Origin of the sequence: Streptococcus suis, from assembly GCA_024583055.1 — a bacterium.
Taxonomy (GTDB): domain Bacteria; phylum Bacillota; class Bacilli; order Lactobacillales; family Streptococcaceae; genus Streptococcus; species Streptococcus suis_V.
Map to the genome: position 1 here is coordinate 1461541 of CP102145.1, position 21967 is coordinate 1483507.

A 21967-nucleotide genomic window follows, 5' to 3' on the forward strand; every position below is an offset into this window, starting at 1 on the left:
GTTTTATAATTCCATTACAAATATTACAGCATTGTTTGTTTTTTACTAAAAAACACGATTGTTCGTGTTTTTTAAGGGGTTTTCAAAAAATATAAGAGCAATCCCAAACAAATCATAGTCAGAATTGCTAGGCTATCTGCCAACTTCCAATCCAGTACCCGATACTTGGTCCGGCCATCGCCCCCCTGATAACCTCGAGCCTCCATAGCTGTCGCCAGGGCATCTGCTCGCTTAAAACTAGATGCAAAAAGCGGTATCAAAATAGGGATAACAGACTTAACCTTTTGAATGATATTTCCTTCATTGAAGTCAACACCACGCGCCCGCTGAGCATTCATAATCCGAGTCGTGTCGTCCATCAAGGTCGGCACAAAACGCAAACTCATGGACAACATAAGCCCAATTTCATGAACTGGCACCTTGATTTTCTTGAGAGGAGCAAGCCCCGCCTCAATACCATCTGCCAAACTAAGTGGTGTCGTTGTCAGAGTTAGGAGAGTTGAAAAGAAGATAATCAGGACAAAGCGCACAAAAATCACTGCCGCCTGTTGCAAACCTTCCACCGACAATTTGAAAATCCAGAATTCCCACAAAACCCTTGTTCCTGGTGTAAAGAAAATCTGGAAGAAAGTGGTAAACAGGATAATCCCAATCATGGGCTTGACACCATTGATGAAAAAGGACAAGCGAATGCGAGAGAGCAAAATCAAACCGAGAACAAAGGCAATCAACAGCGCATTGGTTACCAGATTATTGGCCCAGAAAATAATTAACAGAAAGGCAAACATGGCCAAGAGCTTACTTCGAGGGTCTAGGCGATGCAACAGCGAGTCACCAGGAATGTAGCGACCTAAAATTAACTTATCCATGCGTCACCATCCTTGTAAATTCCTCAATCGTAATAGGCAAGCGCTCAAAAACAAAGCCCCTGCGCTCCAGATTGGCAGCAAACTTGGTGATTTTGGGAACACCCAGCTGAATCGATTCCAAAAAATCAACCTCTTGGAAAACATCAATCGGCTTGCCAGAACGAACCAGCTTGCCCTTTTCCATGATGTAGACAAAATCAGCATAATTAGCCACGTCATCCATCAGATGCGTCACCAAGACAATGGTCATCCCATTCGCATGGAGTTTCTTGAAAATATCCATCAGCTCTTGACGACCAGCCGGATCCAAACCAGCAGTCGGCTCATCCAGAACTAAAACAGACGGTTCCATAGCCAGGATGCCCGCAATGGCTACACGGCGCATCTGACCTCCAGACAAATCAAAGGGACTGCGGTCATAGACTTCCTCTGAAATACCAACCAGAGCCAATTTTTCACGCGCAATCTTCTCAGCCTCTTCCTTAGAAACACCAAAATTCTGCGGACCGAATGCCACATCCTGCAAGACAGTCTCATCAAAGACCTGGCTTTCTGGAAACTGAAAGACCAAGCCGACTTTCTTACGCACCTGCTTGATATCCTTATTTTGAGATGTGCCCGTGATAACCACATCATCGATGACCACACTGCCTTCTGTCGGTACATTAAGACCATTCAAAAGCTGTAAAATCGTCGACTTCCCGGATCCAGTATGACCAATCAATGCCGTATAGGACCCGTCCACAATCTCCAAATCAACACCAAAAAGCGCCCGCCCCTCAAAAGGAGTGCCGGCCTGATAGGTATAGCTTACTTCTTGGAGATGAATTCCCATACAGTTTCCTCTAATTCTTCCTCTGTAAAATAGCGGAGCGGAACAGCTAGTCCAGCCTGACGCAAGGACTGGGCCAATTCTGCCGTAAAGGGCTGGGCCAAGTCCAAATCAGCCAAATCGTCCCGCATAAACAAGTCAGCTGGTGTCGAAATCGACTCTACTTGACCATTTTTCATAACAATAACCCGATCACTAAGCGCTACCTCATCCAGGTCATGTGTAATGGAGATAACCGTCATGCCATGCTGATCCTTAATATCTTTAACAATCTGAATCAAGTCCAGGCGCCCCTCTGGATCCAGCATGGAGGTCGCCTCGTCCAAAATAATAATCTTTGGACGCAAGGCAACCACACCAGCAATGGCAACACGTTGTTTCTGACCGCCAGATAGACGAGCTGGTTCTCTAATCTTGAAATCATCCATTCCAACCAATTCAAGCGCCTCCTGGACGCGCTGACGCATTTCAGCCAAGGGGATGCCTTGGTTTTCCAAACCAAAGGCCACATCGTCCTCAACCGTTGCCCCGACGAATTGATTATCTGGATTTTGGAAAACCATACCAATCAAGCGACGCTTGTCCCAAACATTGTCAACAGTCAACTTATCTCCATCGATAAAAATATCTCCAGACTCAGCCTCCAAAAGACCATCAATCAGACGAACCGTCGTTGACTTTCCTGAACCATTGTGGCCGATAATGGACAACCATTCCCCCTGTTTCACGTGAAACGTCACGTCGTTTAAGGTATAATTTTCAGCTTCTTCTTCGTATTTATACTTGAGATGCTTTACTTGGATAATATCTGTCATTTGAATGTATCTTTAAATAAATAAGACGCACCCTTGAAATAATCATAGCCTGAGTAGAGGGTGAAAAAGAGTGCGATATAGAGCGTGATTTGACCGAGCAAATTCCAGTGCAATAGGAGAAAAATAATGGCAAACATCTGTGAGAAGGTCTTGATTTTACCTAGCATAGCCGCAGCTAGCACAGTACCACCATTTTCTACCAACAATAGGCGAAGGCCTGTCACGGCCAACTCACGACAGATGATAATAGCCACCACCCAGGCAGGGGCAAAACCAAGCTCCACCAGCATGATGAAGGCCGTCATAACTAAAATCTTATCAGCCATGGGATCGGCAAATTTTCCGAAGTTGGTCACAACCTGCCATTTGCGGGCCAGATAGCCATCCAAATAGTCTGTCACACTAGCCAAGGCAAAAATAATCGCAGCCAAATAATGGCTCAGTGCATCTTTCCAGACGGTCAAGAGTAGGATAAAAATCGGAATCACCAGTATCCGTCCTACCGTCAAGGCGTTGGGTATGTTTTCTTTTTTCATTTTTTTCATATTATTCAACCGTTAAATAGATAACTCCAGGATCAGCTGTGATGGCTGACGTATCCAAACTATTGCCAGCAATTTTGATAGAGACACCCTCTGTCACACCTAAAACCAGATTAGCGGCGTTTATGCCTTCTGGAATAGTCGCCGTGACTGTATTGGTTTCTGGAGATAGAACAAATCCACCCGCAATTTCTGTATCAGATAGACTGACCCAGCTAGTAGCATCTGTCACTGAAAGTTCCACCTCAACTGGACCCGCGTGTTCAGAAAGGACGACTGTCAACTCTGAGCCGCCACCCGAGGTCGTTAAAGTCCCTGAAGCCAACTCCTCTTGACTAGATGAACTAGAGGATTCATCTGTACTTGTAGAAGATGTATCACTTGCTTCCTCTGTCGATGCTGGGGAACTCTCTGAAACCACCTGGACAGTCGACGGAGCCGACTCTTTTCGTTCTTGATTCTGAACTCTATTCAACACGACATAGGTCAACAAGATAAAGATAGAGGTCGCAGCTAGTAGCAGGTAAACCAATGGTAAAATCGACGGCTTCTTCTTTCTAACCTTATAGCTTCGTTTTAATTCTGAAGCATGCTCTTCTTCCTGCCCATCCTCATGATAGATGACCAAACTATTTGTCATAAAAGCATCTACCAGGACATCACCATCTAGGTCTAGTACTTCCGCATATTTTTGCAAGAAAGAACGCGTATAGGATGGGTCTGGTATGACATCAAAGTTATTAAATTCTAAGGCCTGTAAGTACTTAGCTTGAATCCCCGTCAATCGCTGAATTTCTACAAAATTCCAACCGCGACTCTCTCGGGCAGACCGCAATACCTCTCCTATACTTTTCTGGATCATAGTTTCCTCTCACTTACAATAATTTTCAATATAATATTTTAACAAAAAACTCATGAAATTTCGATGATAAGTTGCTAATTATTTCGGAAAAATCATATAATCTGTCATATCACAGTTCTCAATAAAGGCTTGACCCACTTCCAAGACATCCTGCAGACCGATAGATTCTATCAACTGAGGAAGGTCGAAAATACTTGCCCCCTCCAAACTATTGGCTACAAAATGGCTGGCCGTAAATTCCAAAGAATTGAGACTACGAATAAAATCCCCGTACATTTCCTTCTTCAGCAGGGCCAAGTGTTCCTCCGAAACATCCGGATCCTTGACGAAACGGCTGACAGCCTTGCGCAAGCTGGCTGATAAACTGATTGGTTCCTTGGTATCCGCTGAAAAAATGACATGATGATAGTCTGGTGTTACCTCAACCTGGAAATGGAAGGACGAATCAATTTTCCCCTGATCATACAAGGTCTGGTAACGCTGTGATGTCCAACCAAAAAGCATGGCAAACAAAAGTTGCAGGCTGATTCGATAGGATGGTAAGTTAGCGAGAGAAATGGAATCGTTACCTCGCAGACCTAATGCCAATTTAGGGCTGGCCACTTCAAAATACTCAGTCCGATTTTTCAAAATATCCAACTTTTTAACCGGCAAATGCTCAATCGGCTCAATCTCTGTATCATTCTGGGCAAGCTGGAAAGTTTTTACCTGTTTCCAGACCTTCTTAACATCAAAATTCCCAATGACAAACAGGCTCATCTTTGAAGGATGATAAAAAGTCTCAAAATTTTCATATAAATCCTCAGCAGTGATAGCCTTGATAGATTCAATCGTGCCAGCGATATCGTGAGCCAGGGCTGTTTCTGGATAAAGGGACGACAATATACCTGTATAGAGACGGTAGTCCGCATCATCCTGATACATCTCAATCTCTTGACCAATAATCCCCTGCTCCTTGGACACATTTTCAGCCGTAAAATGTGGCTCACGGACAAACTGCTGGAGCAAGGCCAGACATTCCAAAACATTTTCCGTTGTTGAAAAGAGGTAGCTAGTCTGCCTCAAGCTAGTATAGGCATTGGCACTAGCCCCCAAATCCGCAAACAAATTCATCACATCATCTTCATCAGCAGTCTCGAATAATTTATGCTCCAGAAAATGAGCAATCCCTTCAGGATAGGAAAATTCCTGTCCCTTCTTTTTAAAATGAGTATGGAGGGCACCAAATTCTGTGGTCAAGATACCATAGGTTTCCTTAAAATCTGTTTTGGGAAGAAAGGTAACTGTCAACCCATTGTCAACTGTCGCATAATAGAGTACTTCCTTCATGTAGGGGTACTTTTTTCTTCTAATTCTCATTCTTTAATGCCCTCCATGAAGTAAACAGCCTGTAAACGCACCAGCTGACCAACTCGTAAAATGTCCTCTCTAGATACCTTGTTTACAGCCTCAATCCACTCTTCCAATGTCACATTCCTTTGACCCATGGTGACCTGATTGTAAACTTGTTCCAGTAAATTATTTTGCCTATCCTGAGCCAGAGTTGCAGAATGAACCAGCATATTTTTTGTCAAATTTAGGTCATCCTCTGTAAACTTCCCCTGCTTAAGAGCCATAACTTGCTGTCTAATCAACTTGATAGCCTTGAGTTTATCTTGTCTGTTGATACCGGCATAAATCTTCAACATCCCTGAAAAGATTGAAATCTGACTGCCAATCGTATAGGCCAAACTTTCTTTTTCCCGCACATTCATAAATAATTTTGAATGGGAAAAAGCACCCAGTAAACCATTGAAAACCAATAAGGCTGGATAGTTTACATCATTGTAAACCACCTGTAAATGGTAAGCTAGTTCTAAAATCGATTGACGAGCCTCTTTTCGCTCAACTCTCTCCCTAGTAACCTTAGAATAAGCTTGCTGGTATTCTAATTCCAACTTGGGGTTACGGTATTTAAAACTGAAAGATGAAAACTTTTCTTGCACCAAAGCCTGGTCTACCTGACCGAGAACGAAAATATCAATCTTATCCAAGCGCAGCATGTTACTATAGGTTTTGAAGGCCGTCTCCGCCGTTACCTGCTCAACCAAATCAATCCGTCCAACACGGGGAATTTGAACTGCCTCATCCTCATAATAAAGTTTACTCATCTCAACATCCGCATGATAAAAATTGTCCTCCACCTCAGTTTCTAAAAAACTAAGTAGATTATTTTTCTCAACTGCAAAGACATCTTCCTTAAAGGCACTGCCGTTCTTCAAAGGTTTGAAGAGACAGGCCTCAAGAAAATCAATAATCTCACCGGTAATATCCTCTTGTTCAGGCAAATAGTGAGGGTTGATGTAGGAAATCGTCAAATCCACAAAATGAACTCGTCCTCTCTTTGATACAGAAGTTGAAAAATGAGCTCCGTAGAGTTCTGCCAAACGCATCCGCAAGCGTTGGGCACTAGGATAATCTTGATTGCCCATTTCTAGCAAATTCGCCACCAATACACGTCCTGCAACCGTCTGTTCACTCATCTCCGCCGCAAACCGCACACGAATTCGATTGGTCGTGAATTTATCTGATTCAATAAAATGAAGCTCAACACCTTCTTGTAATTTCATACTTTGCCTCTTTCAAAACATTGTACCTTCCATTATACCAAATTGTGTTATAATATTCTGTAACGAGGTGACTTATGGAATTTAAATTATTCGACGACTACATTACCCTACAAGCTCTGCTCAAAACAACTGGAATTGTGCATTCCGGCGGGGCTATCAAGGGCTTTTTAGAAGAGAATACCATCCTGTTTAATGGAGAGGATGAAAAAAGACGAGGTAAGAAAATCCGTGTCGGTGACAAAATCAGTCTACCGGACCACGGCATTGACATCAACCTTGTGGCTCCAAGTCAGGAAGAAATTCTACAGCACCAAGAAGATCAAGCTGAAAAAGCTCGTGTTGCTGCTATCGTAAAAAAACTCAACCAAGAAAACAAAAAGCAGAAGAAACAAGCTCCTCCTGTCAAGAAATCTGTAAAGAAGGTTAACAGGAAGCCTGTCCGTTTCCCAGGTACCTAAGATGTGGTTAGAAAAATTACAACTACGCCACTTTCGCAATTATGACAAATTAGATATTGAGTTCCATCAAGGGCTCAATGTCTTTTTGGGACAGAATGCACAGGGTAAGACCAACATTTTAGAGTCTATTTATTTTCTAGCTTTGACACGCAGTCACCGCACTCGTTCAGATAAGGATTTACTCCAATTTGAAGAAAAAGAGTTATCCATTCAAGGTTTACTCCACCGGACTAGCGGTAAACTTCCACTTGACATCAACTTGACAGAAAAGGGGCGGGTGACCAAGGTTAATCACCTCAAACAAGCCAAATTGTCCAACTATATCGGGCACTTGAACGTTGTTCTTTTTGCACCGGAAGATTTACAGCTCATCAAAGGAGCACCTGCCCTCCGCCGAAAATTTATTGACGTTGAGTTGGGGCAAATAAAACCCGTCTACCTATCAGACTTGTCCAACTACAATCACGTTCTCAAACAGCGAAATACCTATCTAAAATCAACCGAAAAAGTTGACATGGATTTTCTCAGCGTACTAGACTATCAACTAGCTGATTACGGTAGTCGTGTTATCCAGCATCGGATTGATTTCCTCAAAAAATTAGAGGAATTTGGTAGCCGAAAAGTAGCCGAAATTTCTGGTCAAAGAGAAGAACTTCGGATTGACTACCTATCATCTGTTTCGTTGACAGACTCTGTCAACCTGGTTGACGATTTCTTGACAGAATTAGAAAAAAGTCGGAAACGAGATTTGTTCAAAAAAAATACTGGAGTGGGACCTCACAGAGACGATATTGCTTTCTTCATCAATGGTATGAATGCCCATTATGGTAGCCAAGGTCAACATCGTAGCCTCGTTCTCTCTCTTAAACTGGCTGAGATTGAGCTCATGAAAGAAATTACGCGAGAATATCCGATTTTACTGCTCGACGATGTGATGAGTGAATTGGACAATAGCCGTCAAGTCAAATTACTGGAAACCATCACAGATAAAATTCAAACCTTTATCACGACAACTTCGCTAGACCATCTCCATCAACTCCCAGAAAGTCTAAAAATATTCCATATTTCCAAGGGAACTGTAAAAGAAGACTTGTAAACATCGTTTACAAGTCTTTCTTTTTTATTTACAGTTTTGTCAATTATTGTACGGAATAGTTTGGTGCTTCGTTTGTAATTTGAACGTCGTGTGGGTGACTTTCTTTCAAACCAGCGCCTGACATTTCAATAAATTGAGCATTTTCACGTAATTCTGTCAGGTTGCCTGCTCCGACATAACCCATACCTGAGCGGAGACCACCGACCATTTGGAAAATCATATCTGCAACAGAACCTTTATAAGCGACACGACCTTCAATACCTTCTGGAACCAGCTTGTTTGCCTCATTGACAGAAGCTTGGAAATAACGATCCTTAGAACCTTGTTTCATGGCTGCGATAGAGCCCATACCGCGGTAGGTCTTGAATTTACGTCCTTGGAAGATTTCTGTTTCCCCCGGTGCTTCATCTGTTCCTGCAAACATTGACCCCAACATAACCGCATGACCACCAGCAGCCAAGGCCTTAACAATATCACCTGAATACTTGATACCACCGTCCGCAATGATGGTCTTACCATACTCACGCGCAACGCCAGCAGCATCGTAAATAGCAGTAACCTGTGGTACACCAACACCCGCAATAACACGAGTGGTACAGATAGAACCAGGTCCAATACCCACCTTGACAACATCCACACCAGCCTCGTAAAGGGCACGAGCTCCCTCAGCTGTAGCAATATTACCTGCAATCAAAGTACGGTCTGGGAAGTGGGCACGAATTTCCGCAATCTTACGGAGAACACCAGCAGAATGCCCATGAGCTGTGTCAATAACAATGGCATCTGCACCAGCTTCAAAGAGAGCCTCCGCACGTTCAAAAGTATCAGAAGTGACACCGACCGCACCAGCTACCAAGAGACGACCAAATTCATCCTTGGCAGCATTTGGAAATTCAATCACTTTTTCAATGTCTTTAATCGTAATCAAGCCTGACAAACGACCATTTTCATCCACCAAAGGCAATTTTTCAATACGGTGTTGGTGGAGAATCGCCTCAGCAGTTTCCAAATCCGTTCCAACAGGAGCTGTTACCAAACCATCGCTGGTCATATTGCTAGAAATCGGCTGTGAGTAATCGGTGATAAAACGCATATCACGGTTGGTAATAATACCCACCAGTTTGCGATTTTCCAGGGTTTCAACAATCGGTACACCTGAAATACGGTAAGTCGCCATCAATTTTTCAGCCTCTGCAATTGTATGCTCTGGTGTTAAGAAGAAAGGATCAATAATAACACCATTTTCAGAACGTTTTACCTTACGCACTTCATCTGCCTGCTCTGCAATGGACATATTCTTGTGAATGACACCCAGACCACCTGCACGCGCCATAGCAATCGCCATTTTGCTGTCAGTTACCGTATCCATAGCTGCTGAAATGATAGGAAGATTGAGGGTCAAATTCGGAGCTAACTGTGTCTTTAAGTCAATATCGTGCGGCAAGACATGGCTCTCAGCCGGAATGAGCAAGACATCATCAAATGTAAAGCCTTTTTTCAAAAATTTAGTTTCCCAATTTGACATGGATGATTTCCTCTTTTCTCTTTTGTTTGAAATTTATTTTATCTATGATAACATTTTAAGAATATTTGTCAATCATTATTCGTCTTAATATCATTAAACATAAAAATCCAGAAAATTCTTTCCTAAAATATAAAACATTTACGAACGTTTTGGTTTTAAAAAATCACAATTAAAAATAAAAAAGCAACGTTTTTCAACATCACTTCTTCATTCGTTAGTCCTATTTAAAATAGTTGATTCCCATAGCATCCTTGACTTGGTCCAGAGTAGTTGCTGCTACTTGACGAGCTTTTTGACTGCCTGCCTCTAACATAGCATAGACCTGTCCCATATCTTTGGCAAACTCGATGCGACGCTCACGGATTGGCCCCAACTCACGTTCTAAGATATCCAAAAGATAGCGTTTGGTTTTGACATCTCCCAGACCACCGCGCTGGTAATGCTCCTTCATGGCCTCAATCTCAGCCTGATCTTCCTCACGACCAAAAACATCCAAATAATGGAAAACCATATTTCCTTCAATCTGACCCGGATCCTCGACACGGATATGGTTCGGGTCGGTATACATGGACATGACTTTCTTTTTCAAAGTGTCCATGTCATCTGCCAGATAAATCCCATTGCCAAGTGATTTAGACATCTTGGCATTGCCATCCAACCCCGGCAAACGACCTGCAGCCTCGTTTTCAGGGTAAATCCCTTCTGGTTCCACCAAAACATCCGTCTGATAAGCGTGATTAAAACTACGAACCAGCTCACGGGTCTGCTCAATCATGGGCTTTTGATCGGTTCCAACTGGTACAAAGTTTGCCTTGAAAGCTGTAATATCTGCAGCCTGAGAAACCGGGTAGACCAAGAAACCTGCTGGAATGCCTTCACCAAAGCCCTTCTGGGCAATTTCTGTCTTGACAGTCGGATTGCGTTCCAGACGAGCAACTGACACCAGGTTCATATAGTACATAGTCAATTCAGCCAATTCTGGAATTTGACTTTGGATGAAAATGGTTGTCTTAGCTGGATCGAGACCTGCCGCTAAGTAGTCCAAGGCTACGTTACCAACCGACTCAATAATCTTCTGCGGTTCTTTAGCATGGTCTGTCAAAGCCTGCTGGTCTGCCAAAAATACAAATAATTCATGATTGCCTGCATTCTGTAAGAGCACACGATTTTTCAAGGAACCTACATAATGACCAATATGTAATTTTCCGGTCGGTCGATCGCCTGTTAAAATAATTGGTTTTGTCATAACTTCTCCTTTTACACTTATTTACAACACTGTAAACTTATTGTGAACAAAAATAAAAGCCCAGCACAAGTCTGTGCAAGGGCGTCAAGGACACGGTACCACCTTAGCTTATGAACAGTAAAGCCATTCATTTCTCTTTGCACATAAGGCCTGCTAGCCAAATCCTTATTTGTTCAGATTTCTATTTACCATCAGCCCATTCATAAAGAAGAATTACTTGTTTACACCGACCACAAGCTCTCTAAAAACCGTTCCTTTACTACTCTTCTGATTGATTATCATTATAACTGCTAACTAAAAGAAAGTCAAGCTGAGAAAGCCTTGACGATTGGCTTAAAATTCTGCATAATAGAACGTGCGTGTATATTAGAATATAGTATTAAAGGAGAAATCATGAAAGACAAGTTAAAAGATATTTCATTTGTGACGGCGGGTAGCATCATTATGGCTATTGGCTTCAATAGTTTTTTTCTGGAAAGTAATATTGTATCTGGAGGAATTGGTGGCCTGGCCATTGCCCTAAACACATTATTCGGTTGGGACCCAGCTACCTTTGTACTATTCTGCAATATTCCTCTCCTGGTAATTTGTTTCTATTTCCTTGGGAAATCTGTCTTTGTAAAAACTGTTTACGGTGCCATCCTCTATCCATTCTGCATGAAATTAACAGCTGGTTTGCCAAATTTGACCGATAATCCTTTACTTGCTGCAATTTTTGGCGGTATTGTTCTAGGTTTTGGTCTCGGACTTGTCTTTCTCGGTAATTCATCAACGGGAGGAACAGGCATCCTCATCCAATTTATCCATAAGTATTCTCCCCTATCACTCAGTCAAACCATGGTTATTATTGATGGTATTATCGTTGGCCTTGGCTTTATCGCCTTCGATCCTGATACTGTCATGTACTCCATCCTTGCCTTGATGACCATCAGCTATGTGATCAACCGTATGATGACGGGTACAAACTCTTCTCGAAACCTTTTTATTATTTCCCAAAAATACAAGGAAATCAAATCCTATATCACAACCGAAGTGGACCGTGGAGTAACAGAATTGCCCGTAATTGGTGGCTATACTGGGTCTGAAAAACGTATGTTAATGACAACTGTTTCTATCCCAGAAGTACAAAAATTGGAAAATCATATACTCCAAATTGACGAAACAGCCTTTATTATTATCTTACCAGCTAGCCAAGTTCGTGGTCGCGGCTTCAGCTTACAAAAAGATCATAAATCCTATGACGAAGATATTTTGATCCCAGGATGATTATAATTGAAGTTTAGACTGCTTTCTAGTACAATAAATCTAATAGACAGAAAATAGGAGAAACTATGCTTACAGTATCAGACGTGTCGCTCCGCTTTAGCGACCGCAAATTATTCGACGATGTCAACATCAAGTTTACAGCTGGAAATACCTACGGTTTGATTGGTGCCAACGGTGCCGGTAAATCAACTTTCCTGAAGATTTTAGCAGGAGATATTGAGCCAACAACTGGCCACATTTCACTCGGTCCAGACGAGCGTTTGTCCGTCCTCCGTCAGAATCACTTTGACTACGAAGATGAGCGCGTGATTGACGTGGTTATCATGGGAAATGAGCAGCTATATAGCATTATGAAGGAAAAAGATGCTATTTACATGAAGGAAGATTTTTCTGATGAAGACGGTGTCCGTGCTGCCGAGTTGGAGGGCGAATTTGCCGAGCTTGGTGGCTGGGAAGCTGAAGCTGAGGCTTCACAATTGCTCCAAAACCTGAACATTGCTGAAGACCGCCACTACCAAAACATGAGCGAATTAACCAACGGTGAAAAGGTTAAGGTGCTTTTGGCCAAGGCCCTCTTTGGTAAGCCAGACGTCCTTCTGCTGGACGAGCCGACCAACGGTTTGGACATCCAGTCTATCAACTGGTTAGAAGATTTCTTGATTGATTTTGAAAATACCGTCATCGTCGTATCCCACGATCGCCACTTCCTCAACAAAGTGTGTACCCACATGGCGGACTTAGATTTCGGTAAAATCAAAATTTTTGTCGGTAACTACGACTTCTGGAAACAATCATCTGAATTGGCAGCCCGTTTACAGGCTGACCGCAATGCTAAGGCGGAAGAAAAAATCAAGGAATTGCAAGAATTCGTTGCCCGTTTCTCTGCCAACGCTTCAAAATCCAAACAGGCAACCTCTCGTAAAAAAATGCTGGATAAAATCGAGTTGGAAGAAATCATTCCATCCAGCCGTAAGTACCCATTTATCAACTTCAAGGCCGAGCGTGAGATTGGTAACGACCTGCTGACAGTTGAAAATCTCAAGGTTGTTATCGATGGAGAGACGATTTTGGACAATATCAGCTTTATCCTCCGTCCAGGTGATAAGGCCGCTATCATCGGTCAAAACGACATCCAGACAACTGCCCTTATGCGTGCCCTGGCTGGCGACATCGACTATGAAGGAACCATCAAATGGGGTGTAACCACTTCACAATCTTACCTGCCAAAAGACAATACAAAAGACTTCGCAACTGGCGAATCTATCTTGGAATGGCTCCGTCAGTTCGCTGAAAAAGGTGAAGACGACGATACATTCTTGCGTGGATTCCTTGGTCGTATGCTTTTCTCAGGCGACGAAGTCAAGAAGTCTGTCAACGTCTTGTCAGGGGGAGAAAAAGTCCGTGTCATGCTATCTAAGCTCATGCTGCTCAAGTCAAACGTCCTCTTGCTGGATGACCCAACCAACCACTTGGACTTGGAATCCATCTCTAGCCTTAACGATGGCGTGAAAGACTTCAAAGAGTCCGTTATCTTTGCCAGTCACGACCATGAATTCATTCAAACCATTGCCAACCACATCGTTGTCATCTCGAAAAACGGGGTCATTGACCGTATCGATGAGACCTATGATGAGTTCCTTGAAAATGCTGAAGTACAGGCAAAAGTTCAAGAACTCTGGAAAGCATAATCAAAAAAGGCGATTTTATCGCCTTTTCTTATAAATTTATGAAATCAATTTTTAAACATAAGTCCATTTTTTATCTATTAGCCTTTTTTCTTCCCTTTACAATAATGGTCATTATCTTGTCAACCCAAGGTATTTGGTGGGGAAGTGATACAACCATTTTGGCCAGCGATGGGTTCCATCAATATGTCATCTTTCATCAAACTTTACGGAATGCTTTACACGGTAATAGTTCAATCTTTTATACCTTTACAAGTGGGTTAGGCTTGAATTTCTACGCCCTATCGTCTTACTACCTGGGCTCTTTTCTATCGCCTTTAGTATATTTCTTTGACTTGCAGTCCATGCCAGACTATATTTATCTGTCAACTATTGTAAAGTTTGGCTTGATAGGCTTGTCAACCTATACTAGCCTGAGAGGCATTTATAAAAACATCAAAACTGAATGGAGCTTACTTCTCTCCACCAGCCTTGCTCTCATGAGTTTCTCAACTAGTCAATTAGAAATTTCCAGTTGGCTGGACGTTTTTATTCTGGTTCCTATTATTTTACTGAGTTTACACAGAATGCTGACTGGTAAAGGTCGGATTATCTACTATATCAGTCTAGCCTGTCTTTTCATTCAAAACTACTACTTTGGTTACATGACTGCCATCTTTTTATTGATTTGGACACTTGCTCAGCTAACAAAATTCGATAAAAAAATTATTCGATTTATAGACTTTACAGTGGTGTCAATTATGTCAACATTGACTGCTATGGTCATGTTACTGCCAACCTATCTAGACCTAAAGACTCACGGAGAGACATTTACAAAGATTGTCAACTTAAAAACTGAGGACTCCTGGTATCTAGACTTTTTTGCTAAGAGCCTAGTTGGAAGTTTTGACACCACAAAATTTGGATCTATTCCGATGATTTTTGTTGGACTAACTCCGCTAATTTTAGCCTTGCTCTACTTTACTGTCAAAGAAATAAAATGGCAGACAAAATTAGCAAATGGACTGCTAGTAACCTTTATCATTGCAAGTTTTTATCTACAACCACTCAATCTATTCTGGCAGGGAATACACGCGCCAAATATGTTCCTCTACCGCTACGCCTGGGTACTATCTATTGTCATTATTTATCTAGCAGCAGAAACCAGCACCTATTTGACCAGCATTAAAATATGGCAAATTTGCCTTCCCTTTACAATTCTGTCAACCGGTTTTATCCTCACATATATTTTTAAAAATCACTACGATTTCTTGAACACTGTAAACTTTTTACTAAGTTTTGAATTTCTCTTTGCCTATCTTGTTCTACTTGTCAGCCTTCATTATTTCAAGTTTGATATCAAGTGGATACCACTTTCTTTCTTACTGTTTACCTTATTAGAACTTGGTCTCCACACTCATTACCAGGTTCAGGGAATTTCAGATGAGTGGCATTTCCCTAGTCGGTCGAATTACGAAGAAAAGTTGACAGATATTGACAATCTTGTAAAAGAGACCGAGAGTGACAATGAATACTTCTATCGAATGGAACGCTTGTTACCTCAAACCGGTAATGATAGCATGAAGTTCAATTATAATGGTATTTCTCAATTTTCATCCATTCGCAATCGCGCTTCTAGTTCTACTTTAGATAAAATGGGTTTCCGTTCAGACGGTACCAATCTAAATCTGCGTTATCAGAACAACACCTTGATTGCGGATAGCCTATTTGGCATAACCTACAATCTGGCAAGCACAAATCCCAATAAATATGAATTTGATTTTCAGAAGAGTACCGATAGTATCAGTCTCTATAAGAATAACTACAGTCAGGGATTAGCTCTTTTGACCAATTCTGTTTACAAAGATGTCAAGTTTACAAATATGTCCTTGGACAATCAATCTGCCTTTCTAAATGAACTGACAGGACTGGATTACAAGTATTTTTATCAGATTAAGGACGTTCAATCATTCAATGGTGTTGACCTTGGAGGCCGCATAACTGTAAATAAACCTGTCAATCAGACCGATGCAACTATTACTTATAAACTAAATGTTCCAGCCAATAGCCAGGTCTATCTCAATTTACCAAATATTAGCTTCTCAAACGACTCTGTCAAAAGAGTTGTCATAACTGTCAACAACCTGTCAAATGAGTTCACACTTGACAACAGCTTTTCCTTCTTCAATATTGGTTATTTCTTAGAGGATACTGAACTTTCCTTCTCTATTCATTTTCCAGAAAACGAACAAGTTAGCTTTGATAAACCGCAATTTTTTCGGTTAGACCTTGGCCAATATTCTGAGGCTATGGAAATACTAGCCAGTAAGCAAGTTGTATCCACTGTAAAGTCGAACAAGGTAGAAGTAGAATTTTCAAGTCAAAATCCTGCTAGTCTGCTCCTAACCCTTCCTTATGATAAGGGATGGACTGCAAGCATCGATGGTAAAAAAGTACCAATATTAAAAGCACAAAATGGTTTTATGAAACTGGACGTAGAGCCTGGTCAACGACAGGCCGTCTTGACATTTATTCCACATGGATTTTACTTGGGATTAGGAATTTCCACGACAGCTATCTGTTTCTTTATTTTCTATAATTATTTGTTCAATAGACATAAGAACCGAGGTTAAACCTCGGTTTTTGTAGTGCAAAAAAACCTTGATTTCTCAAGGTTTCCTAGTCTTTATTTACTCCGCCAACAGGGCTCGAACCTGTGACATCATGATTAACAGTCATGCGCTCTACCAACTGAGCTATGGCGGATGATATAGTCCGTACGGGATTCGAACCCGTGTTACCGCCGTGAAAAGGCGGTGTCTTAACCCCTTGACCAACGGACCATTATCAGTACGCTAACTAGTATAATACATGACCTTATTTTTGTCAACATTTTTTCAGATTTTTTTCACTTTCCGGCAACTTGACAGCTACCTATCTTTCATGTAAAATAGAAGAGTTGAAAGAGGTTCCATAGCTCAGCTGGATAGAGCATTCGCCTTCTAAGCGAACGGTCGCAGGTTCGAATCCTGCTGGAATCATCTCCGACCTGCTCTGGCGGGTCTTTTTTCTTTCCATAATTCCCAATTTATATACAAAACAAAGGGGAGGACACCTATGAGGGCATATTCTCCAAAGGATTGGGAAAACAGAGTAGATAGACAAACTCCAAGCATGAACCCAAAAATAATAATGTAGATATTTCGACCAGTTTCCTGCAAGTGTGCGTTCTTTTCCATCAATCCCTTAAACCAAATATAGGCTGCGTTTTTGACATTTCCAGTCATCATCACATTGGCATAATGGACACCCTTAAGACTTCTAAAAGTCTCTACTTGGATGGAAGCTGTAAAAGCCAATAAGCCCATAGTAAAAAATGAATTGACAAAGGGCGTCAGAACGATTGTCAATACAATCAAGCATAAAATGATTAAACTGCTCCCAAAATGCCAAGGATAGCGGTGTTTCAAGAAATATTTTTTGGCTAAATAAGTAAAAAATTGCCCCAGTGTAAAGAATACAATTGGGACTAAAAAGTGAATTGTACTCTTGATGCTGCCCTGGGCTAAATGACTAGCTAACAAAACGACATTACCAGACTGGACACCTGCAAACCGGCCACCCTGGGTCAAATAAGAAAAGGCATTCAAATAGCCGCTGACAAAGGTCAGGCAGGTAGCCACTCTTAGCCCCTCATACACACGATACTCTCTCATTCTCTCATCTTCCTTGTTTCACGTGAAACTATTTGTGATAGGGACTTCCCTGTTGGATCATAAAGGCCCTGTATATTTGTTCCATCAAAACCAACTTCATCAATTGATGGGGCAGCGTCAATTTTCCAAAACTTATCAACAAATTCGCCCTTTTTTTAACCGAATCTGCCAATCCAAGGCTGCCTCCAATTACAAAGGAAATTTCTGAAAATCCTTTTATTGTAATATCTTCTAATTTTTTGCTAAATTCTTCTGAAGGAAATTGATTGCCCTCAATGGCCAAAGCGATGACAAAGTCGCGCTCGTTGATTTTAGATAAAATCCGCTCCGCTTCCTTGGCCAATATTTGCTCGTTCTCAGCCTGACTAGCCTTGTCGGGTGTTTTTTCATCTGCTAATTCAAGCAGCTCCAATTTGGTAAACCGACTGAGCCGCTTGCTATACTCAGCAATGCCATCTTTTAAATATTTCTCTTTTAGTTTTCCAACTGTAATCACTTTTATTTTCATATTTCTATTGTAACATATCCACAAACTATCTAACAGATGAAATGGACAATAAGGCAAGGAAATAGGGAGTCTATACACAGAAGAAAAAAGTTATCCACAGCTTGTGGATTGAATTTTGAAAATTTTAAGTTATAATTAAGAAAGGTATTGTAATCTTTAGAAAATGGATTAAATCTGAAAGGGAAAAAGTCATGAAAAAGTATTTGAAATTTATCATTCTATTCGCCTTTGGGTTTCTAGGAGGAATCAGTGGCTATCTGGTTGCGTCCTCTTTCCAAAATCCCGCAGCTCCACAGCAAGCGGGGTCTGGTGAAACCACCATCAGCAAAGTTCAGTATCAAAATGAGAATTCAACAACCAAGGCTGTGGAAAAAGTACAGGATGCCGTAGTATCTGTCATCAATTACCAGCAGCCTACACCAAATAGCCTCAGCTCTATTTTTGGTACTATTGAAAGCTCCGATGAGCTGGCCGTGGCAGGAGAGGGATCTGGTGTTATATATAAAAAAGATGGCAAGGATGCCTACATTGTCACCAACAATCACGTTATTGCCAATGCTGAAAAAATTGACATTCTCTTAGCATCTGGTGAGAAAGTTAGTGGACAGCTAGTGGGAGCAGACACCTATTCAGATATAGCCGTTATCAAGATCGATGCTGAGAAAGCCCACTCTGTCGCTGAATTTGCCAATTCAGACAGCATTAAGGTCGGAGAAACAGCCATCGCTATCGGTAGTCCTTTAGGTAGTGTTTATGCCAATACCGTCACCCAGGGCATTATTTCCAGCCTTAGCCGGACTGTCACTTCTCAAACAGAGGACGGACAAACCATCTCCACCAATGCAATCCAAACAGATACAGCCATTAACCCAGGTAATTCTGGTGGCCCCCTCATCAATATTCAGGGTCAGGTTATCGGAATCAATTCAAGTAAGATAACTTCAAGTTCTCTGGCCAATAATGGTGGTGTCTCTATAGAAGGTATGGGATTTGCGATTCCTTCAAATGACGCTGTTTCTATTATCAATCAATTGGAAACAAATGGTAAGGTAGTTCGTCCAGCCTTGGGCATTCACATGGTCGACTTGACCAATCTGTCAACCATTCAATTAGAAAAAGCAGGTCTGGCAAATACAGATTTAACCTCAGGTGTAGTAGTTGTTTCAACCCAGTCAGGCCTACCAGCTGATGGCAAATTAAAAACCTACGATGTCATTACTGAGATCAATAGTAAGAAAATTGAGAGCAAGAGCGATTTACAGAGTGCCCTTTACAAACAAAAAATTAACGACACGATTACAGTCACCTATTACCGTCAAGGCAAAGAAGAGAAGGTTGACATAAAGTTGACACACTCTACGGACGACCTTTCTTAATAGTTGGAAAAAAAACCTTACTTTACAGCATTGTAAAGTAAGGTTTTTTTTGCTAGAATGTCACTGTATGGAAGAATTAAAAAAGATAGCGATTAAGGATATTCAAACAAATCCTTTTCAGCCACGAAAACATTTTGACCAAGAAAAATTATTGGAACTAGCCCAGTCTATCCGAGAAAATGGAATTATCCAACCGATTATCGTCCGAAAATCCTCTCTCATAGGCTATGAATTATTGGCTGGAGAACGACGTTTACGAGCCAGTCAATTAGCCGGTCTAAAAGAAATTCCAGCCCTTGTAAAGGAATTATCCGATGACCAGCTCATGTTGCAGGCTATTATCGAAAACCTCCAACGGTCGGACTTGAATCCCATTGAAGAAGCAGCATCTTATCAAAAATTGATTGAAAAGGGGCTGACCCACGATGAAATTGCTCAAATTATGGGCAAATCCCGCCCTTATATTTCCAATCTTCTGCGTTTGCTGAGCCTCAGTAACAGGACCATTACTGCCATTGAAACCGGAGAAATCAGCCAGGGGCATGCCCGTCTCTTAATCGGTCTTCCTGAATCGAAACAAGTCTACTGGATAGAGCGTATCCAACAGGAGCAATTAAGTGTTCGTTGGCTGGAAAATGCTTTGAAAAAGAAGAAAAAACAAGCCCCACCGAAAACAAATCTCTTTTTGAAGGAGCAAGAAACTGAATTACAGAAACTCCTGGGAACCATGGTCACGATTAGACAGCAGAAATCTGGTCAGGGGAAGCTTAGCCTATCCTTTGATTCCAACGAAGAATTCGAAAGAATTATCAACACCTTAAAAAAATTGTGTGACTAATAAAAATAATCCCCCTACTTATAAACAGGAATAAATAGTGGAAAAAGCCGATTTTATCGTGATAAATTTACTTATTCACAACTTGTGGATAAGTGATGTAAACATTGTGGAAAATATTTATTCTTGTGGAAAACTTTTTCCTTTTATGGTAAACTTAGATAAGCACTTTTTAGGAAGGGAGGCTTCAAATGGACAAGGAACAAGAATTTTGGAATCGATTTATTGAACTAGCCCAGTCCAGTCTTTCCAATTCTGTCTACGAGCTACTGGTTGAAGAAGCGCGCCTGATTGAATTGCAGGATGGCGTTGCAACAATATTTCTCGCTGGAACTAGCGACAGTATTCTTGCTAGTAAGAAAAAATTATGGAAACAAAATATTGAAGAACTGATACTGATTGCTGGTTTAGAAGTGTTGGGTGAGCAAATTTCCGTCACCTACCATACCTATCAATCTGTATCAGAACCAAAATCTGACAAGGCCTATAAAGCTGATAAGGTCGTTACAACACCAGCAGAAGCAGATACTCCAGCTCCGATAGGCAAGCCCAGCAAATCCAGTTTTCTTCCGATTCAATCAGGCATCCAGCCCCAATACACCTTTGATAACTTTGTCCAAGGTGGTAGTAATATGATGGCTAAATCTGCTGCTCTAGCTGTAGCTCATTCACCTGGACAGCTCTACAATCCTCTCTTTATCTGGGGAGGACCTGGTCTTGGGAAAACTCACTTGCTCAACGGAATTGGTAACCAAGTCCTGGGAGACAATCCGCACGCGCGTGTTCAATATGTCACATCTGAATCCTTCCTTAACGAATTTGTCAACTATCTCACCAAAAAAGAACTGGACATGGAAGAATTTAAGGAGCACTATAGAAATCTTGACCTGTTGCTCATTGATGATATCCAGCTCTTAAAGGGGAAGGCTTCAACACAGGAAGAATTCTTCCACACCTTTGATGCTCTCTTGAGCCAAGGAAAACAGATTGTCCTAACCAGCGATCGAAATCCAGATAGCCTGGATAATTTGGAAGACCGCCTGGTATCCCGCTTTAGTTGGGGAGCTACCTGCCAGATTTATCCACCAGATATCGAAACGCGCGAGGCCATCCTCAGAACAAAGTGTGCCACCTATCCATTTGAATTTCCAAATGATACCCTGACCTATCTAGCAGGCCAAATCCAGTCCAATGTCAGAAATTTAGAAGGTATTCTCAAAGATATCAGCCTTCTGGCTGGAATGAGAAATTTGACCACTATCACCGTCGACATTGCAGCTGAGGCCATCCGAGGACGCAATCAGGCAGCACCCAAAAATTCTGTTATCCCAATTGAGACCATCCAGACTGAGGTCGGAAAATTCTACGGCGTTAGCCTCAAGGAAATAAAGGGAAGCAAGAGATTGCAAAATATTGTCCTAGCCCGTCAGGTAGCCATGTATCTAGCAAGGGAAATGACGGACAACTCCCTTCCAAAAATTGGCAAGGCCTTCGGTAATCGAGACCACACAACTGTCATGCATGCCTATAAAAAAATAAGGGACATGCTCAAGAATAACGAAAGCTTCCTGATTGAAATTACAAATATCAAAAACAAGATTCTGTAATCCCATACTTGTGCACAATTTTCCACAAGTTGTAAACAAGCCTTTTTTCCTATTCTGATGCGCTTGCTTACACTTTTCCACAGAATGAACAGGCTCTACTACTATTACTAACCCTTATTATATATAAATAAAGGAGAATCC

At 41.5% G+C, this 21967-nt stretch carries 19 protein-coding genes, 3 tRNA genes and 1 other annotated feature; of the genes, 9 read left to right on the plus strand and 13 right to left on the minus strand.

The window, feature by feature from the left end; genetic code table 11:
• Positions 1-71: 71 nt before the first annotated feature.
• From NQZ91_07260 to NQZ91_07290, 7 genes are all read right to left on the minus strand, one after another.
• Positions 72-869, minus strand: a complete 798-nt coding sequence (locus NQZ91_07260) for an energy-coupling factor transporter transmembrane protein EcfT (GenBank protein UUM57198.1) — start codon at positions 867-869, stop codon at positions 72-74.
• Positions 862-1704, minus strand: coding sequence for an energy-coupling factor transporter ATPase (locus NQZ91_07265; protein UUM57199.1), 843 nt, complete (start codon positions 1702-1704; stop codon positions 862-864). Before NQZ91_07265 ends, NQZ91_07260 begins: the two co-directional genes overlap by 8 nt.
• Positions 1680-2516, minus strand: coding sequence for an energy-coupling factor transporter ATPase (locus NQZ91_07270; GenBank protein UUM57200.1), 837 nt, complete (start codon positions 2514-2516; stop codon positions 1680-1682). The genes NQZ91_07265 and NQZ91_07270 overlap by 25 nt, the downstream gene beginning before the upstream one ends.
• The gene (gene pgsA / locus NQZ91_07275; GenBank protein ID UUM58836.1) at positions 2513-3052 is read right to left on the minus strand and encodes a CDP-diacylglycerol--glycerol-3-phosphate 3-phosphatidyltransferase; all 540 of its coding nucleotides are present in this window, start codon (positions 3050-3052) and stop codon (positions 2513-2515) included. Before pgsA ends, NQZ91_07270 begins: the two co-directional genes overlap by 4 nt.
• Before the next feature lie 10 nt (positions 3053-3062).
• Complete coding sequence (locus NQZ91_07280) at positions 3063-3920, minus strand: helix-turn-helix domain-containing protein (GenBank protein ID UUM57201.1); 858 nt, start codon at positions 3918-3920, stop codon at positions 3063-3065.
• A 78-nt stretch (positions 3921-3998) separates the two neighbouring features.
• Positions 3999-5279 (minus strand): insulinase family protein, encoded by a 1281-nt coding sequence (locus NQZ91_07285; protein UUM57202.1) that lies wholly within the window; start codon positions 5277-5279, stop codon positions 3999-4001.
• Positions 5276-6529, minus strand: coding sequence for an insulinase family protein (locus NQZ91_07290; protein ID UUM57203.1), 1254 nt, complete (start codon positions 6527-6529; stop codon positions 5276-5278). The genes NQZ91_07285 and NQZ91_07290 overlap by 4 nt, the downstream gene beginning before the upstream one ends.
• A gap of 74 nt (positions 6530-6603) precedes the next feature.
• Here NQZ91_07290 and yaaA point away from each other — a divergent pair, with 74 nt between their 5' ends.
• Positions 6604-6987, plus strand: a complete 384-nt coding sequence (gene yaaA, locus NQZ91_07295) for a S4 domain-containing protein YaaA (protein UUM57204.1) — start codon at positions 6604-6606, stop codon at positions 6985-6987.
• 1 nt (position 6988) lies between these two features.
• Positions 6989-8083, plus strand: coding sequence for a DNA replication/repair protein RecF (recF, locus tag NQZ91_07300; GenBank protein ID UUM57205.1), 1095 nt, complete (start codon positions 6989-6991; stop codon positions 8081-8083).
• Between the two features lie 43 nt (positions 8084-8126).
• Here the strand turns inward: recF and guaB are convergent, their stop codons facing one another.
• Complete coding sequence (guaB, locus tag NQZ91_07305; protein UUM57206.1) at positions 8127-9608, minus strand: IMP dehydrogenase; 1482 nt, start codon at positions 9606-9608, stop codon at positions 8127-8129.
• A 220-nt stretch (positions 9609-9828) separates the two neighbouring features.
• Positions 9829-10854, minus strand: coding sequence for a tryptophan--tRNA ligase (gene trpS, locus NQZ91_07310; protein UUM57207.1), 1026 nt, complete (start codon positions 10852-10854; stop codon positions 9829-9831).
• Between the two features lie 74 nt (positions 10855-10928).
• Positions 10929-11139, minus strand: a binding site (T-box leader).
• A 108-nt stretch (positions 11140-11247) separates the two neighbouring features.
• Between trpS and NQZ91_07315 the strand changes: the two genes are divergently transcribed.
• The 3 genes from NQZ91_07315 (at position 11248) to NQZ91_07325 (ending at position 16417) form a co-directional block, all read left to right on the plus strand.
• Complete coding sequence (locus NQZ91_07315; protein ID UUM57208.1) at positions 11248-12120, plus strand: YitT family protein; 873 nt, start codon at positions 11248-11250, stop codon at positions 12118-12120.
• A 65-nt stretch (positions 12121-12185) separates the two neighbouring features.
• Positions 12186-13808 (plus strand): ATP-binding cassette domain-containing protein, encoded by a 1623-nt coding sequence (locus NQZ91_07320; GenBank protein ID UUM57209.1) that lies wholly within the window; start codon positions 12186-12188, stop codon positions 13806-13808.
• 38 nt (positions 13809-13846) lie between these two features.
• Entirely contained in the window at positions 13847-16417 is a 2571-nt protein-coding gene (locus NQZ91_07325; GenBank protein UUM57210.1) for a YfhO family protein, read from the plus strand.
• A gap of 60 nt (positions 16418-16477) precedes the next feature.
• Here the strand turns inward: NQZ91_07325 and NQZ91_07330 are convergent.
• Both NQZ91_07330 and NQZ91_07335 read right to left on the minus strand, forming a co-directional pair.
• Positions 16478-16550 (minus strand) — tRNA-Asn (locus tag NQZ91_07330).
• Between the two features lie 5 nt (positions 16551-16555).
• Positions 16556-16627 (minus strand) — tRNA-Glu (locus NQZ91_07335).
• 124 nt (positions 16628-16751) lie between these two features.
• On the opposite strand from NQZ91_07335, the gene NQZ91_07340 reads away from it, so the two are divergent.
• Positions 16752-16825: transfer RNA gene (locus NQZ91_07340), tRNA-Arg, on the plus strand.
• Here the strand turns inward: NQZ91_07340 and NQZ91_07345 are convergent.
• Both NQZ91_07345 and rlmH read right to left on the minus strand, forming a co-directional pair.
• Positions 16823-17500 (minus strand): YoaK family protein, encoded by a 678-nt coding sequence (locus NQZ91_07345; protein UUM57211.1) that lies wholly within the window; start codon positions 17498-17500, stop codon positions 16823-16825. The two genes, NQZ91_07340 and NQZ91_07345, sit on opposite strands and share 3 nt — an antisense overlap.
• A gap of 28 nt (positions 17501-17528) precedes the next feature.
• Positions 17529-18008, minus strand: a complete 480-nt coding sequence (gene rlmH, locus NQZ91_07350; protein UUM57212.1) for a 23S rRNA (pseudouridine(1915)-N(3))-methyltransferase RlmH — start codon at positions 18006-18008, stop codon at positions 17529-17531.
• A gap of 191 nt (positions 18009-18199) precedes the next feature.
• Here rlmH and NQZ91_07355 point away from each other — a divergent pair, with 191 nt between their 5' ends.
• The 3 genes from NQZ91_07355 to dnaA all read left to right on the plus strand — a co-directional run bounded on the left by NQZ91_07355 (position 18200) and on the right by dnaA (position 21826).
• Positions 18200-19384, plus strand: coding sequence for a trypsin-like peptidase domain-containing protein (locus NQZ91_07355; protein ID UUM57213.1), 1185 nt, complete (start codon positions 18200-18202; stop codon positions 19382-19384).
• A 67-nt stretch (positions 19385-19451) separates the two neighbouring features.
• On the plus strand, positions 19452-20222 hold the full coding sequence (locus NQZ91_07360) for a ParB/RepB/Spo0J family partition protein (GenBank protein ID UUM57214.1): 771 nt from the start codon (positions 19452-19454) through the stop codon (positions 20220-20222).
• Between the two features lie 188 nt (positions 20223-20410).
• On the plus strand, positions 20411-21826 hold the full coding sequence (dnaA, locus tag NQZ91_07365; GenBank protein ID UUM57215.1) for a chromosomal replication initiator protein DnaA: 1416 nt from the start codon (positions 20411-20413) through the stop codon (positions 21824-21826).
• Positions 21827-21967: the final 141 nt, after the last annotated feature.

Excerpts from the sequence above, each read along its gene's own strand:
- NQZ91_07260 (UUM57198.1), bottom strand. The coding sequence starts at position 869 with ATGGATAAGTTAATTTTAGGTCGCTACATTCCTGGTGACTCGCTGTTG.
- NQZ91_07265 (UUM57199.1), bottom strand. The coding sequence starts at position 1,704 with ATGGGAATTCATCTCCAAGAAGTAAGCTATACCTATCAGGCCGGCACT.
- NQZ91_07270 (UUM57200.1), bottom strand. The coding sequence starts at position 2,516 with ATGACAGATATTATCCAAGTAAAGCATCTCAAGTATAAATACGAAGAA.
- pgsA (UUM58836.1), bottom strand. The coding sequence starts at position 3,052 with ATGAAAAAAGAAAACATACCCAACGCCTTGACGGTAGGACGGATACTG.
- NQZ91_07280 (UUM57201.1), bottom strand. The coding sequence starts at position 3,920 with ATGATCCAGAAAAGTATAGGAGAGGTATTGCGGTCTGCCCGAGAGAGT.
- NQZ91_07285 (UUM57202.1), bottom strand. The coding sequence starts at position 5,279 with ATGAGAATTAGAAGAAAAAAGTACCCCTACATGAAGGAAGTACTCTAT.
- NQZ91_07290 (UUM57203.1), bottom strand. The coding sequence starts at position 6,529 with ATGAAATTACAAGAAGGTGTTGAGCTTCATTTTATTGAATCAGATAAA.
- yaaA (UUM57204.1), top strand. The coding sequence starts at position 6,604 with ATGGAATTTAAATTATTCGACGACTACATTACCCTACAAGCTCTGCTC.
- recF (UUM57205.1), top strand. The coding sequence starts at position 6,989 with ATGTGGTTAGAAAAATTACAACTACGCCACTTTCGCAATTATGACAAA.
- guaB (UUM57206.1), bottom strand. The coding sequence starts at position 9,608 with ATGTCAAATTGGGAAACTAAATTTTTGAAAAAAGGCTTTACATTTGAT.
- trpS (UUM57207.1), bottom strand. The coding sequence starts at position 10,854 with ATGACAAAACCAATTATTTTAACAGGCGATCGACCGACCGGAAAATTA.
- NQZ91_07315 (UUM57208.1), top strand. The coding sequence starts at position 11,248 with ATGAAAGACAAGTTAAAAGATATTTCATTTGTGACGGCGGGTAGCATC.
- NQZ91_07320 (UUM57209.1), top strand. The coding sequence starts at position 12,186 with ATGCTTACAGTATCAGACGTGTCGCTCCGCTTTAGCGACCGCAAATTA.
- NQZ91_07325 (UUM57210.1), top strand. The coding sequence starts at position 13,847 with ATGAAATCAATTTTTAAACATAAGTCCATTTTTTATCTATTAGCCTTT.
- NQZ91_07345 (UUM57211.1), bottom strand. The coding sequence starts at position 17,500 with ATGAGAGAGTATCGTGTGTATGAGGGGCTAAGAGTGGCTACCTGCCTG.
- rlmH (UUM57212.1), bottom strand. The coding sequence starts at position 18,008 with ATGAAAATAAAAGTGATTACAGTTGGAAAACTAAAAGAGAAATATTTA.
- NQZ91_07355 (UUM57213.1), top strand. The coding sequence starts at position 18,200 with ATGAAAAAGTATTTGAAATTTATCATTCTATTCGCCTTTGGGTTTCTA.
- NQZ91_07360 (UUM57214.1), top strand. The coding sequence starts at position 19,452 with ATGGAAGAATTAAAAAAGATAGCGATTAAGGATATTCAAACAAATCCT.
- dnaA (UUM57215.1), top strand. The coding sequence starts at position 20,411 with ATGGACAAGGAACAAGAATTTTGGAATCGATTTATTGAACTAGCCCAG.